Origin of the sequence: Streptomyces sichuanensis (genome assembly GCF_020328095.1) — a bacterium.
GTDB classification, from domain to species: Bacteria; Actinomycetota; Actinomycetes; order Streptomycetales; family Streptomycetaceae; genus Streptomyces; species Streptomyces cinnamoneus.
Genome location: NZ_JAIXMK010000114.1, coordinates 1 through 13,783, shown reverse-complemented (window position 1 = coordinate 13,783; position 13,783 = coordinate 1). Strand labels below are relative to the sequence as shown.

11 protein-coding genes and 1 tRNA gene are annotated in these 13,783 nt (G+C 72.9%); 2 read left to right on the top strand and 10 right to left on the bottom strand.

Translation table 11 applies throughout. The annotated features are described in order from the left end of the window. The coding region (locus LE181_RS25785; RefSeq protein WP_225663888.1) for a hypothetical protein at nucleotides 1–186 on the top strand (186 nt) is incomplete at its 5' end. Here the strand turns inward: LE181_RS25785 and LE181_RS25780 are convergent. Beyond that, entirely contained in the window at nucleotides 183–1,205 is a 1,023-nt protein-coding gene (locus LE181_RS25780; protein WP_225663887.1) for a methyltransferase, read from the bottom strand. The genes LE181_RS25785 and LE181_RS25780 overlap by 4 nt on opposite strands. Before the next feature lie 158 nt (nucleotides 1,206–1,363). On the opposite strand from LE181_RS25780, the gene LE181_RS25775 reads away from it, so the two are divergent. After that, entirely contained in the window at nucleotides 1,364–1,663 is a 300-nt protein-coding gene (locus LE181_RS25775; RefSeq protein ID WP_225663889.1) for a hypothetical protein, read from the top strand. Nucleotides 1,664–1,745: 82 nt separating this feature from the next. Here LE181_RS25775 and LE181_RS25770 read toward each other — a convergent pair whose 3' ends face one another. From LE181_RS25770 to LE181_RS25730, 9 genes are all read right to left on the bottom strand, one after another. Next, on the bottom strand, nucleotides 1,746–2,690 hold the full coding sequence (locus LE181_RS25770; RefSeq protein WP_225663886.1) for an aldo/keto reductase: 945 nt from the start codon (nucleotides 2,688–2,690) through the stop codon (nucleotides 1,746–1,748). 29 nt (nucleotides 2,691–2,719) lie between these two features. After that, nucleotides 2,720–4,195, bottom strand: coding sequence for an MFS transporter (locus tag LE181_RS25765; protein ID WP_225663885.1), 1,476 nt, complete (start codon nucleotides 4,193–4,195; stop codon nucleotides 2,720–2,722). 162 nt (nucleotides 4,196–4,357) lie between these two features. Further along, complete coding sequence (locus LE181_RS25760; protein ID WP_225663884.1) at nucleotides 4,358–5,452, bottom strand: M23 family metallopeptidase; 1,095 nt, start codon at nucleotides 5,450–5,452, stop codon at nucleotides 4,358–4,360. Nucleotides 5,453–5,791: 339 nt separating this feature from the next. Continuing rightward, complete coding sequence (locus LE181_RS25755) at nucleotides 5,792–7,414, bottom strand: DEAD/DEAH box helicase (protein ID WP_225663883.1); 1,623 nt, start codon at nucleotides 7,412–7,414, stop codon at nucleotides 5,792–5,794. A 131-nt stretch (nucleotides 7,415–7,545) separates the two neighbouring features. Further along, nucleotides 7,546–7,749: a cold-shock protein gene (locus tag LE181_RS25750; RefSeq protein WP_109282060.1), complete on the bottom strand. Its 204-nt coding sequence runs from the start codon at nucleotides 7,747–7,749 to the stop codon at nucleotides 7,546–7,548. Nucleotides 7,750–7,939: 190 nt separating this feature from the next. Beyond that, on the bottom strand, nucleotides 7,940–8,776 hold the full coding sequence (locus LE181_RS25745) for a DUF6227 family protein (protein WP_225663882.1): 837 nt from the start codon (nucleotides 8,774–8,776) through the stop codon (nucleotides 7,940–7,942). A gap of 284 nt (nucleotides 8,777–9,060) precedes the next feature. Further along, nucleotides 9,061–10,512, bottom strand: a complete 1,452-nt coding sequence (locus tag LE181_RS25740; protein ID WP_225663881.1) for an MFS transporter — start codon at nucleotides 10,510–10,512, stop codon at nucleotides 9,061–9,063. A 349-nt stretch (nucleotides 10,513–10,861) separates the two neighbouring features. Further along, nucleotides 10,862–10,934 (bottom strand) — tRNA-Lys (locus tag LE181_RS25735). A 132-nt stretch (nucleotides 10,935–11,066) separates the two neighbouring features. Then, on the bottom strand, nucleotides 11,067–13,334 hold the full coding sequence (locus tag LE181_RS25730) for a DEAD/DEAH box helicase (RefSeq protein ID WP_225663880.1): 2,268 nt from the start codon (nucleotides 13,332–13,334) through the stop codon (nucleotides 11,067–11,069). Nucleotides 13,335–13,783 lie beyond the last annotated feature (449 nt).

Genomic DNA, 13,783 nt, shown 5'->3' with positions numbered 1-13,783 from the left:
TCAAGCGTCTTCCTGTTCGTACGCCGCTACAAGAAGAACGACATAGGCGGCTCTCAGCCGTGGATGCTGCTCGGCCCGGCCGAGTACGTCTCACACGAGGGAAGTAACCCCATGGGCATCGTCTGGAAGCTCCAGCATGAGATGCCGGCCGATGTGTGGACGTACTCGGCCATGGCTGCTGGCTAGGCCGGTTGGACGCCCTCCACGATCGACAGCACCGTCCCCGTGGGGATGACACGGGACAGCTGGAGGTCTGCCGCTGCGAAGAGGCGGGTGAAGTCTGCTTCGGTGCGTTCTCGGCCGACCAGGGAGGCCATCATCATCAGGTCCAGGGTCTTGCCCTGGTGAGGGGCGTTGTCCGGGGGGATGACCGCGTCGATCACCAGGACGCGGCCTCCCGGGGGCATGGCGCGGCGGCAGTTGCGGAGGATGGTGAGGGACTGGGCGTCGTCCCAGTCGTGGAGGATGCGCTTGAGGAGGTAGACGTCGCCGCGTGGGGCTGAGGTGAAGAAGTCGCCTTCGGCCAGGGACCAGCGGCCGGTGAGGTCGGGGGTGTCCAGGCGGTGGCCGGCCAGGACGTGGGGCCGGTCGTAGAGGATGCCCTTCAGGGAGGGGTTCGCGCGGAGGGCCGACAGCAGCAGGCCGCCGTGGCCGCCGCCCACGTCCACCACGGTGGCCCGTTCCGGGAAGGGGCAGGCGTCGGCGATGGGCTGGTTCTCGGCGTCGGACATCGAGGCCATGCCCTTGTGGAAGATCTCGGCCGTCCCGGCGTCCTGGGCGAAGTAGTCGAAGAACGGCATGCCGAAGATCTGGCCGAATGCCGACGCCCCGTCCTCCAGGCAGCGGGTCATCTCGCCCGCCGGCAGCCACATCGTGCGGTCCGTGATCATCAGGACCGCCGAGCGCACCGACACCGGCGCGTCCGTCCGCAACGCGTCACCGGCCTCCGTCAGGCGGAAGCGGCCCTCCGCGTCCTCCTCGAACAGGCCACGCGTCGCCAGGAGGCGCAGGACCCGGTGCAGGCTCGCCGCGTCCGTACCCGTGGCCTTCGCCAGCTCCCCCGGCGTGCGGGGGCCGTCACCCAGATGGTCCGCCACCCCTACGGCCGCCGCCGCACGCAGCGCGGCCGGGTAGAGGAAGCCCAGGGCCTCCTCCACGATCAGGGCCGCGCTCCGTCGGCCCTCCGCCTCGCAGGCGTCGTTCATCCAGCCACCTCCGCTTGTCCACGTGCTCCGCACGCACGATCGTCGGCATTCCCCCGGTCTCCTGCCGATTCATGCCCGGGGCGCCCGCCGGTTCCCCGTGCCGCGGCGTTAGCTTTAGGACGATGTCTCGTGATCTGGAGGGTGCGGCCATGGCGGCAATGACTGGAGTCCCGGCGTCCCTGGTGGCCGCCACCGGCCTCGTCGGTGGGTACGGTGTCGCCCGCTGGACGAAGAAGCGCCCGCTCGGCGGCCTGGTGCTGGGCGCCGCCGGTGTCGTGGCCGGCAAGCAGTGGCACGAGAAGGCCGGGGCCGGGGCCGCCGCTGCGCTGGGCGGGCTCTACGTCGCCGCCTTCGCCGGGTCGCACCCCCTCGCCAAGAAGGTCGGGGCCTGGCCGTCCGTGCTCGGTGTCGCCGGGGTCGTCGCGCTCGCCTCCTGGGCCGTGGAGCGGCGCGCCTAGCCGCGCCGGCCCGCACCCGCGTCCTCCTCGGGAGCGGCGCGCCCAGCCGCCGAAAGGGACGGCCGGCCCGCGCCCCGCGGCCCTACGCCGACGCCTCCGTCAGCCTCGCCACCTCCGCCTCCGTCAGCTTCAGGTCCGCCACCGCCAGCAGGGACGGCAGCTGGTCCACCGTGCGGGCGCTGGCCAAAGGGGTGGCCACGGTGGGCTGGGCCGCCAGCCAGGACAGGGCGACGGTGGCGACCTCGGCGTCGTGGGCCGCCGCCACCTCGTCCAGGGCGGCCAGGACCTTGCGGCCCCGCTCCGAGTCCACGTACTTCGCCGCGCCCGCCGACCGCGCGCTCTCCACCGTCGTGCCGGGGCGGTACTTGCCGGTCAGGAAGCCCGACGCCAGGGCGAAGTACGGGACCGCCGCCAGGCCGTACTCGGCGGTCACCGCCGCGAGGTCACCCTCGTAGGTGTCGCGCGAGACCAGGTTGTAGTGGGGCTGGATCGCCACGTACCGCGCAAGGCCGGAACGGGCGGAGAAGTCCAGGGAGGCCCGCAGGCGCTCCGGCGTGATGTTGGAGGCGGCGATCTCGCGGACCTTGCCCTCCTTCACCAGCGCGTCCAGCGTCGTGATGATGTCCTCCACCGGCACCGACGTGTCGTCGACGTGCGTGTAGTAGAGGTCGATGTAATCCGTGCGCAGGCGGCGCAGGGACGCCTCGACGTCCTTCTTGATGGTGTCCGGGGCCAGCCCGTGGCGCTCCGGATGCCCGTTACCGACCTTGGTGGCGACCACGATGTCGGCGCGGTTGCCGCGGGCGGCGAGCCAATTGCCGATGATGGTCTCGGATTCGCCGCCCTCGTTGCCGGGCACCCACGCGGAATAGACGTCCGCGGTGTCGAGGAAATTGCCCCCCGCCTCCGCGTATGCGTCGAGGACGGCGAAGGACTGCTTCTCGTCCGCCGTCCAGCCGAAGACATTGCCGCCAAGGGCCAGGGGGTGGACGGAAAGGCTGCCGATCGTGCGGTGCGTATCAGTCATGCGGGATCTCAACTCCCCTGCCGCGGCTGTTATTCCGCGGGCGCCGGGGCCGGCAGGGGCTCGGGAGGGTGGACGGAGAGCGGGGGCGCGATGTCCTCAAGGGAGCGGCCTTCCGCCCGTACGGCGAGGAATGCGGCCACCACGCCGCCCATGCACATCAGCGCCGCGCCGATGTCGAAGGCCAGCACCGTATCGCTGACCACGCCGCTCTGCGTCAGCGCCGAGAAGAGCAGCGGGCCGCTGATGCCGCCCGCCGCCGTGCCCACCGCGTAGAAGAAGGCGATGGCCATGGCCCGGGTCTCCATCGGGAAGATCTCGGAAACCGTCAGATAGGCGCTGCTCGCGCCCGCCGAGGCGAAGAAGAGGACCACCGCCCAGCAGGCCGTGAGCGTCACGGCGTTCAGGCGCCCCGCCCCGAAGAGCCCGGCCGTGACGAACAGCAGCAGCCCGGCCAGCAGGTACGTCGAGGAGATCATGATGCGCCGGCCGACCGTGTCGAAGAGCTTCCCCAGGAAGAGCGGGCCGAGGAAGTTGCCGACCGCTATGACGGCGAAGTAATAGCCGGTGTGGGAGGTGGAGACGCCGAAGAACCGGGTGAGGATGGCGCCGAAGCCGAAAGTGATGGCGTTGTAGAGGAACGCCTGGCCGATGAAGAGGGCAAGCCCTAGGACGGCTCTCCTGCGGTAGTCGGTGAACACCGTGCGGGCGATGTCGCGGAAACCGAAGCTCTCCCGCTGGCGGAAGTGGATCCGGCCCTTGGCGGGCGGCAGCGGGACGCCCTTCTCCGCCTCGATCCGCTTCTCGATCGACGTCACCAGGCGTTCGGCTTCCTCGCCCCGGCCGTGAATGAACAGCCAGCGCGGACTTTCCGGTACTTGGCGGCGCACGAGCAGGATCACCAGGCCCAGGACGACCCCGAGCCCGAACGTCAGCCGCCAGCCGACGTGTTTGGCGAAGATGTCCGTGTCGAGCATCAGTATCGACAGCAGCGACCCGGCGATCGCACCGAGCCAGAAACTGCCGTTGATGATCAGGTCGACCCGGCCGCGGTACGCGCACGGGATCAGCTCGTCGATCGCGGAGTTGATGGCCGCGTACTCGCCGCCGATGCCGAAGCCCGTGATGAACCGGAAGGCGAAGAACCACCAGGACGAGAACGACAGGGCCGTCAGGGCGGTCGCGCCCAGATAGACGGCGAGCGTGACCATGAACAGCCTTTTACGGCCGAAGAGGTCCGTCAGGCGGCCGAAGAAGAGCGCGCCGGAGCAGGCACCCGCCACATAGAGCGCGGCTGCCAGGCCCGTCACCCCGCCGGACGAGATCGACAGGCCGCTCCCCTGCTCGGAGAGACGGCCCGCGATGTTGCCGACGACCGTCACTTCCAGGCCGTCGAGGATCCAGACCGTGCCCAGACCGATCACCACGGTCCAGTGCCACCGGGACCAGGGAAGCCGGTCCAGGCGGGCAGGCACTGACGTGCTGATCGTGGGCGCGGTCGTCGTCACACGCTCTGATTTCCCCTTCGCGCGCAGAACATTCCCGACAATTCGGATCCGCGGCGGCTATAACCCGGGTGCCTCTCTGCAGTTGCGGTTCCTTCCGGGAGACACCCCGATGCCGGTACCGCTGCGGCCCCGGCCGGTACCGCTGCGGCACCGGCCGTCCCGTTACGGCTGCAGGCCCCTCGCGCGGAGCCACGACAGCGGGTCCACCGGCGAACCGCCTCCCGGCCGCACCTCCAGGTGCAGGTGCGGGCCCGTGACGTTGCCGGTCGCGCCGACCCGCGCGATGACGGTGCCCGCGCCGACCTTGCCGGAGGTGACGACCATCGACGACAGGTGGCAGTACCAGATCTCGGTGCCGTCCCCCAGCGTCAGCACGACCCGGTAGCCGTACGCGCCCGCCCAGCCCGCCGACGTGACCGTGCCGCCGCCCACCGCCCGGACCGGGGTGCCCGTCGGTGCGGCGAAGTCCTCGCCGGTGTGGTGCGCGGACCACATGTTCCCGGCCTGCCCGAAGCCGGCGGTGAGGGTGTACGAGGTCAGGGGGAGCGTGAACGAGCCGGCCACCGGGGCTCCGGGCCGGGCGGCGGGCGGTGCCGTGCGGCCGGTCCGGGAGGCCCGCTCGGAACGTTCGCCCCGGTCCGCCCCTCCGGCGGGGCCGGAACGTTCGGAGCGCTCGGCCGCCTCGGAGCGCTCGGCCGCCTCGGAGCCGTCCGCCTCCTCGGGCTGCACCCGCTCGTCCTGCGCCGCCTCCGCGTGGGCAGCCCGGGCCGCCGACGCCGCCTCCGCCGCGTGGGCCGCCGCCTTCTCCGCCGCCGCCCGCGCCTCGGCCTCGCGCGCCGCCTCGTCGGCCGCGCTCTGCTGGCGCTCGGCCTGCTGGAGGATGCGGGCCCGCAGCGCCTCGCCGGCGTCGGCCGGGCTGTGCGTGGCCTCCGCCACCGGAGGCGCCTGGGCGTCCGCGGCCCCGGCCGCGTCGTCGGACGCGTCGCCGGCCATCAGGGGGCCGACCCCCGGGATCTTCTGGGCCAGGTCCGGCACGGATATCGCCGCCGGACGGTCCTGCGCGCTCGCCATCCCGCCCGCGCCGACCGCCGCTATGACACCGACACCCAGCACTGCTCCGCTGCGGGCCATCGTGCCACCGCGCTGCTTGACGACCCGGTGTCTGCCACGAGCCGGCTGATCGGCCGCGAACTCCTCGGAGGGGTCGTTCGACGGATCGTGGGAACTGTCGTCGAGAGCAGACCTGTTGGAGGCCACGGAGGCGCACTCCCCCCAAAGTCGATGGTTCCCCGATTCCGCCCGGGATTCGGCGAAGGGCGCACGGCGCCGCCCCTTGCGGCGGCTGCACAACCGCGCTGCGTTATCGAACGTTAATAGACATGATGACTGGAATCCAAGCCGAACGCCTGAATTGGCACCGGGGCTTGGGCGCATTCGGGGCTCGCGCAGATCTGACCGTTCGTCAGTTGTTATACGGCCGAACGCGGACGGTACGGGCGGTCAGTGCGGTGCGGAGGGGTACGGAAGTGGGGCGGGGCCCGATGGCCACCGCCCCACTCTCCTCAGGACCTGCTCAGGCCCTGTTCACTTCTGCGCTCAGGCCGTCGTCGAGCGGCGGGGGCCGCCTCCGCCGTTGCGGCGCGGGCGGCCGGCGGCACCCGAACGGTTCCCCGCGGCAGCGCCCGACCGGTTCCCCGCGGCAGCGCCCGACCGGCTGCCGGCGGTGCGGCGACCGGACTCGGCGGGGGCCTTGCCGGGGGTCGCGGCGCCGTCCGTACGGCCGCGACCGCGGCCACCGCGGCTGCCGCGGGAACGGGAGGACGCCGGGGCCTGGGCCTGCACCGGCGGGGCGATGACCACCGGGACGCCGCTGGGCTCGCGCGCGCCCGTGATGCGGGCGAGCTCCGCGTCCGCCGGGTGGACGTCGGCCACCAGCGGCCTGATCTTCGCCGTCACCATCATCCGGTTCATCTCGCGCCGCTCGGCCGGCAGCACCAGCGTGACGACCGTGCCCGACTCGCCCGCGCGGGCCGTGCGGCCGCCGCGGTGGAGGTAGTCCTTGTGGTCGACCGGCGGGTCGATGTTGACGACCAGGTCGAGGCCGTCGATGTGGATGCCGCGCGCCGCGACGTTGGTCGCGATGAGGGCGGTGACCTGGTCGGTCCGGAACTGCTCCAGCACGCGGTTGCGCTGCGGCTGGCTCTTGCCGCCGTGCAGCGCGGCGGCGCGCACGCCCTCCGACAGCAGCCGCTTGACCAGCCGGTCGGCGCCGCGCTTGGTGTCCACGAACATGATCACGCGGCCCTCGCGGGCGGCGATGCGCGTGACGGTGTTCTTCTTCACCGTCTCGTCCGCGACGTTCAGCAGGTGGTGCTCCATCGTGGCGACCGCGCCCACGGAGGCGTCGACGGAGTGCGTCACCGGGTCGGAGAGGAAGCGGCGGACGAGACGGTCCACGTTGCGGTCCAGCGTGGCGCTGAAGAGCATCCGCTGGCCGTCCGGCCGGACCTGGTCGAGCAGGCGCGTGACCTGGGGCAGGAAGCCCATGTCGGCCATCTGGTCGGCCTCGTCCAGGACCGTGATCGCCACGTCGCCGAGGGCGCAGTCGCCGCGCTGGATGAGGTCGGCGAGCCGGCCCGGCGTCGCGACCAGCACCTCCGCGCCGCGCGCGAGGGACTGGGCCTGGCGGCCGATGGACATGCCGCCGACGACCGTGGTCATCCGCAGGTTGACGGCGGTCGCGTACGGGCTGAGCGAGTCGGTGACCTGCTGCGCCAGCTCCCGGGTCGGGACCAGGACGAGCGCGAGCGGGCGCTTGGCCTCGGCGCGGCGGCCCGCCGTGCGGGCCAGCAGCGCGAGGCCGAAGGCGAGGGTCTTGCCGGAGCCCGTGCGGCCGCGGCCGAGGACGTCGCGGCCGGCCAGCGAGTTCGGCAGCGTCGCGGCCTGGATCGGGAAGGGCTCGGTGACGCCTTCGCGGGTCAGCGTGGACAGGAGACCCGCGGGCATGTCCAGCGCGGCGAAGGTGTCGACGGCCGGGAGCGCCGGCGTCGTGTTCTCCGGCATCGCGAAGTCGCCCTGGGGTGCGGCGGCGGGCCGGCGGCGGGGGGCCGCCTGCGACTCCTCGGAGCGGCGCGGGCGGGGGGCGCGGGCCGGACGGGGGGACCGTGCGGGGCGTGCGGACCGGTCGGCACGGTCAGGGCGTGCGGCGGAACGAGTCATGCGGGGACCTTCCCTCGATGGGGAGCGCAGCCCCCTGTGTGGGCCCTGTGTGGTCGGGCCTGACCATGTCGGACGTGCCGATGGGGCCCGCACCCAGTGGTGCGGGCCCCATCGTGAGGTTCAGCAGATCGTCAGATGGTGACGATGTTCTCCGCCTGCAGGCCCTTCTGGCCCTGCGTGACGTCGAACGAAACCTTCTGGCCCTCGAGGAGCTCACGGAAGCCCGAGGAGGCGATGTTCGAGTAGTGGGCGAAGACGTCGGGGCCGCCGCCGTCCTGCTCGATGAAGCCGAAGCCCTTTTCCGAGTTGAACCACTTCACGGTACCGGTAGCCATGTTTGTCTCCTTAACGGTGGGATGGGCCCCCAAGTCCGGAAACAAACCGGCGAAAACAAAAATGCGCCTTCGGCTACATAACCGTCAGGCGCACACGAGTTCATGGGTACCACAACTGCAACTCGAATGAGTGTAGCACGGAACCACGCCGGGGCAAGACCCCGTGCGTGGCCCCGTGCTCGCCGGTCTCCTATAACTCCACCCCTTGGGCACGGGCGCGCCGGTCGGCCGCCACCTCCGCCTCCGCCTCGTCGAGATAGACCTCACAGACGAGCCGGCCGTCCGCGGTCATGTTGTGTTCGAGCTCCCAGAGGCTGACCTCGCCCCCGCCCTCCAGCAGGAACGCGTGCTCGTAGAACCGGCACCAGGTGGCGTCCCGGCCCGCGCTGCGGCGCCTGGGCTTGGTGATCAGCGCGATGTGGTGGCCGAGCGCACCCTGGAGCAGCTCGCGCACCACCTCCCCCGGCCCGTCCGCGTTCTCCGCACGCCGCAGCAGGCGGCGGGCGTGGTCGGGCGATGCCTCGGAGACGTACTCCCGGCGGGGCCGCGTGGGGCCCATCGCGAGCAGCAGCTCCTCCGCCAGCCAGGCGGGCAGCTCCTCCGACTCGCTGCCGGGGCCGATGCCACCGCCGCCGATCCGGTCGTGCACCCGCCGCTCGGCGGCGTCGAGCGCACGGTCGTCGGCGTAGAGCTCGTAGAGGAACTGCTCCTGCGCCCCGGTGTCGTGCTCCAGCTCGTACAGGAGCAGGCTGCTGCCGTCCGCGAGCAGGAAGATGTGCCGGTAGGTGTTGCAGCGCAGCGGCCGTGGCTCGTCATTGCGCTGGCGGTACGAGCGCAGCTCGGTCTGGTGCATCAGCGCGGTGCGCAGCCGGTCCAGGACCGGCTCGCCGATCTCGAACCCGTTCTGGGCCCGTTTCAGCAGCTCCTCCACCTGCTCCGCGGGCGTCGGCTCGCAGCCGGCGGGGCCGCCCGGCTCGCCGCAGCCCCTGCTCTCGCCCTCGCCCCCGCCCGCTCGCGTCTTCGCCATGCCAGTCGACCTCCCGACCTCGCCACACCCGCACCCACCCCGCGCCACTTACCGTAGCGGCGCGAACACGGCACGGGGGCGGGGTTTTCACCAACTGGCAGCCGGGTGCGGGCTGCTTCGCGCCGGTGTCGCGCGGGCCCGGCCGCCGGGCGCACGGCCCCGTCCGCGCCCGGCGTGCCGGCGGGAGGCCCGCCACGTCGTCCGGGACGCCTCCCGCCGGCGCACATGCGTACGACCTCCGGGGTGCCGTCCGTCAGGCACGCGCGCGTGCCCGACGGAGGCGCCTACGCCGCGTCCGTCATGACGAGCGGGCCCTCGCCCGCGCGCCGGCCGACCCACCAGCCCAGCAGGGCCAGCGCCGACAGCAGCGCCCCCGCCCCCACGAACGCCTCCGCCGGGGCGGCGTCCACGGCGAACGGCAGCAGGAGCATGCCCACCGTGCCGGCCGCCCGGACCGCTGTCTGGTCGACGGTCAGCAGGCGCAGCCGGGCGGCCGGGCCGAAGCGGGACAGGTGCGTGCGCAGCGTCACCGCGCAGACGGGGAAGAGCAGCCCGGACAGCACGCACAGGCCGATCACGGCCGCCATGGAGTCCGCGACCCCCAGCCCGGCCAGCGACAGCCCGGCGCCCGTCCAGGCGGCGCAGTAGGTGGTGAGCCAGGGCCAGCGGTGCGGCAGGTGCCCGGTGAGCAGGTTCCCCGCCAGGCCGCCGGCGGCGGTGGCGGCGAGGGCCAGGCCGTATCCGGCGGCTCCCTGGCCGAAGCGGGAGACGAGCAGCGGGGGGAGTCCGACGGTGGAGACCGCGGCGGCGAACAGGGCCACGCCGTGCACGGCGATGGCGACGCCGACCCGCCGGTGCGCGCGCAGCACGATCCTCGCCCGTACGACCTGCAGCCCGTCGGTCGCCGCCCAGTCGTCCGGCCCCCGAGCGCCCCGGGCCCGGCCGCCCGCACCCTCCTGATCCCGGCCGGGCCGGGGACCGCCTTGCGCGCCGCCGGGCCGGGCGTCGCCCGACCGCGCACCGCCTTGCGCATCGCGGGGCCGGGCCCCGCCCGGCCGTGCATCGCCCTGCACGCCGTCGGGCTGCGCCCCGCCGTGCCGCGGGTCCGCTGCCCGCGGGCTCCGGGGCCGGCCTGCGGCGGGAGTGCCCTTGCCGAGCGTCGTGCGGCGGCCGAGCCAGCCGAGCGCGAGGGCCGAGACCACGAACGTGAATCCGTCGATGGCGAAGAGCTGGATCTCGGAGACGAGCTGCAGCAGCACTCCGACGCAGCCCTGGCCGATCACGGCCGCGACGCGCGCGGTCAGGTCGAACAGGCAGCTGACCTGGGCGACCTCGTCCGGCTCCACCAGCTGGGGGATCAGCGCGCCGAGGTTGGGCTCGAAGACGGCGCTCAGCGCTCCGAGCAGCAGCACGAGCACCAGCATGGCCACGAAGCCCGGCAGGTCCGGCGACCACAGCAGCGGCACGCCCGCCGCCGCTGCCGCACGCCCGGCGTCGATCCAGGCCAGGCGGCGCCAGCGGGAGAACCGTGCCATCACCGTCGCGGACCCGCCGAGGACGATGTACGGCAGCGACTCGACGGCGGCCACCAGCCCCATCAGGGAGGACGAGCCCGTCGCCGCGTACACGACCCACATCGCGGCGAGCCCGTACAGCCGGTCGCCCAGCACGGACAGCGTCATCGACAGCCACAGCACGCGGACCGGCCTGCTGCGGAGCAGCCGAATATGCCTCACGGCGTCTTACCTCCGGCACATGTGATTCCGGGGCCCCGCACCCTAGGGCCGGCCCGGCCGCACATCCCCGGCGAACCCTCATGAACCCGGACCAACGCCGGCCGCCCGCCACCCGCACGGGTTGCGGTGTTCGTCCGCGATCTCAGCACGTGGACCGGCCGGGCGCCCTACCGGATTCGCCACGCCCATGCGAGCCGCACCCACCCGGACGAATGGCGTGAAGCGCGCTTCACCCGCACGGACTTGACTGCCGGCGGTCCCTTTTGCCGGATACGCCTCCGCCCCGGCCGGGAATCCCCGGCCGGGGCGGAAAGACGCAGGTCACCGCTGCGCGGTGGCTGCTTTGCGGTAGGCCGTGTGGGACTCGAACCCACAACCAATGGATTAAAAGTCCACTGCTCTGCCAATTGAGCTAACGGCCCGCACACCGCAGCATAGCCCGGACTGCCTCCGGAGCCCGAGTCGTTAAGGCCGACTCGTGGTGCCGGGGCCGAATGCACGAGGGCCCGTGCGGCACGAATGTGCCGTACGGGCCCTCAGTTCAGCTCTGCCGGTCAGCCGTTGCGCTTCCAGCGGGGCTTGTCGTTGCGGCGGTCGAAGGAGGAACCGGCGCCGCGGTGGTCGTCACGACGGCCGTAGGGGCGGTCGCTGCTGCCGGAGCGGTAGCCGCCGGAGGGGCGGTCGTCGCGGCGGTCGCGGTTGAACGGACGGTCGCTGCCGCCGGAGCGGTAGCCGCCCGTGGCCGGACGGTCGTCACGGCGGAAGCCGCCGGAGGGACGGTCGTCGCGGCGGAAGCCACCCGACGGACGGTCGTCACGACGGAAGCCGCCGGAGGGACGGTCGTCGCGGCGGAAGCCACCCGACGGACGGTCGTCACGACGGAAACCACCGGACGGGCGGTCGTCGCGGCGGAAGCCACCACGGTCGCCACCGCGGTCGTCGCGACGGTCGTCACGGCGGAAGCCGCCACGGTCGTCACGGCGGTCGCCACCGCGCTCGTCACGACGGTCGTCACGACGGAAGCCGCCGGAGGGACGGTCGTCGCGGCGGAAGCCACCCGACGGACGGTCGTCACGACGGAAACCACCGGACGGGCGGTCGTCGCGGCGGAAGCCACCACGGTCGCCACCGCGGTCGTCGCGACGGTCGTCACGGCGGAAGCCGCCACGGTCGTCACGGCGGTCGCCACCGCGCTCGTCACGACGGTCGTCGCGACGGAAACCGCCACGGTCGCCGCCACGGCGCTCGAAGTTGCCCCGCTCGTCGCGGCGCTCGTACGCGGGCGCGGCCTGCTGCGCCGGCACGGACGCGGCGACGGCCGCCTCCTGCTCCTGCGCGGCGGCCTCGGCCTGGGCCTCCTCCGCGGCGGCGGCCACGGCGGCCTCCGGGTCCTCGCCACGCTCGCGGGCGGCGCGGGCCAGCAGGCGGTCGGCCTCCTCGCGGAGCTCGGTGGCGCGGCGCTGGACGCGCTCCAGCTGACGGTTCAGGTCGGCCAGCTCGCGCTCGGCCTGCTTGGCGGCGTTGGCCGCCGAGTCGGCCTGGACCTCGGTGAGGGAGCGAGCGCCGGTGATCTTGGCGACGTCCTCGTCGAAGGCGCCGGCACCGCCGACGATGTGGCGCGAGGCGTCGACGCCCGCGTCCTCCATCAGGCGGAAGATCTGCTTGCGCTGGTGCGGCAGGGCCAGGGAGACGACCGTGCCGGACTGGCCGGCGCGGGCCGTACGGCCGGAGCGGTGCAGGTAGTCCTTGTGGTCACCGGCGGGGTCGACGTTGAGGACCAGGTCGATGCCGTCGACGTGGATGCCGCGGGCGGCGACGTCGGTGGCGACCAGGCAGTTCACGTAGCCGGCCTTGAAGTCCTCCAGGACGCGGGTACGGGCGCCCTGGGTCATGCCGCCGTGCAGCGCGTCCGCGCGGACACCGGAGTCGAGCAGCTGCTCGGCGACGCGGTCGGCGCCCATCTGGGTGCGGACGAAGATGATCGTGCGGCCCTTGCGGGCGGCGATGGCGGCGGTGACCGGCGCCTTGTCCTTCGGCTTCACGACGAGGACGTGGTGGGTCATCGTCGAGACGGCGCCGGCGGAGGGGTCGACCTCGTGCGTGACCGGGTTGACCAGGTAGCGCTTGACGAGGGTGTCGATCTCGTTCTCCAGCGTGGCGGAGAACAGCAGGCGCTGGCCGCCGGCCGGCACCAGGTCGAGGATCTCGGTGACCTCGGGCAGGAAGCCCATGTCGGCCATCTGGTCGGCCTCGTCGAGGACGGCGACCTGGACCTTGTCGAGGGAGGCGGCACCGCGGTTGATGATGTCGCGCAGACGGCCCGGGGTGGCGACGAGGATGTCGACGCCGCGCTCCAGGGCGTAGATCTGGTTGCCCATGGACGTACCGCCGCAGACGACCTTCATCTTCAGGCCGAGGACGTCGCCGTAGGGCTGCAGGGCGTCGGCGACCTGCATCGCCAGCTCGCGGGTCGGGGTGAGGATCAGGCCGCGGGGGCGCTTCTTCTCGGTGTGACCGCCGGCCAGCGTGGAGAGCAGCGGCAGACCGAAGGAGAGGGTCTTGCCGGAGCCGGTGCGGCCACGGCCGAGGATGTCCTTGCCGGCCAGGGCGTCCGGGATGGTCGCGGCCTGGATCGGGAAGGGCGTGGTCACGCCGTTCTGGGCGAGCTTGCGGACGATCGCGTCGTCCAGGCCCAGGTCACCGAAGGTGATCTGCGGCTCGGCCGGCTCGGCGGCCTCGGTCGTCTCGACGGCGGCCTCGACGGTCTCGACGATCATCTCGTCGGCCTCGGGCATGGTGGTGGTGTCAGTGGAAATGGACATGCGAAATGCGAAACCTTCCGGAGTTTCGGCACGCGCCCAAGCTCCGTGTCGGCTTCACAAATGACCGCCTCGATGCGGTCAGCCACGGCAAGGTAAGGAACGCGCCACACGGCGCGCTTCTGTCAGGCGCCGGGCAAATGGGATCAAACGATCTACCACCATACGCACCCACTCCCCTGCAGCGCAACTTGGCACCCTAATGGCCTACGCCACACTCCGCCAGCCCCCGCCGCGAGCCGGCCCTGCGACAGCCCTGGCCGCGGCCCTCCACCGGCCCTCCAGCGACCCGCTGCGGCCTACGAGGGCCCCGGCTGCGGCGTCGACGGCGGGGTGGGCCCCGGCGGCTGCGGCGGGGACGACGGCGGCGCCTGGGTGGGCGGGGCCTGCGTGGGCGGCTGGGAGGGCGCCGGCGGCTTGCCCGGCACCGGGGAGGTGCCCGGACCGCCGCC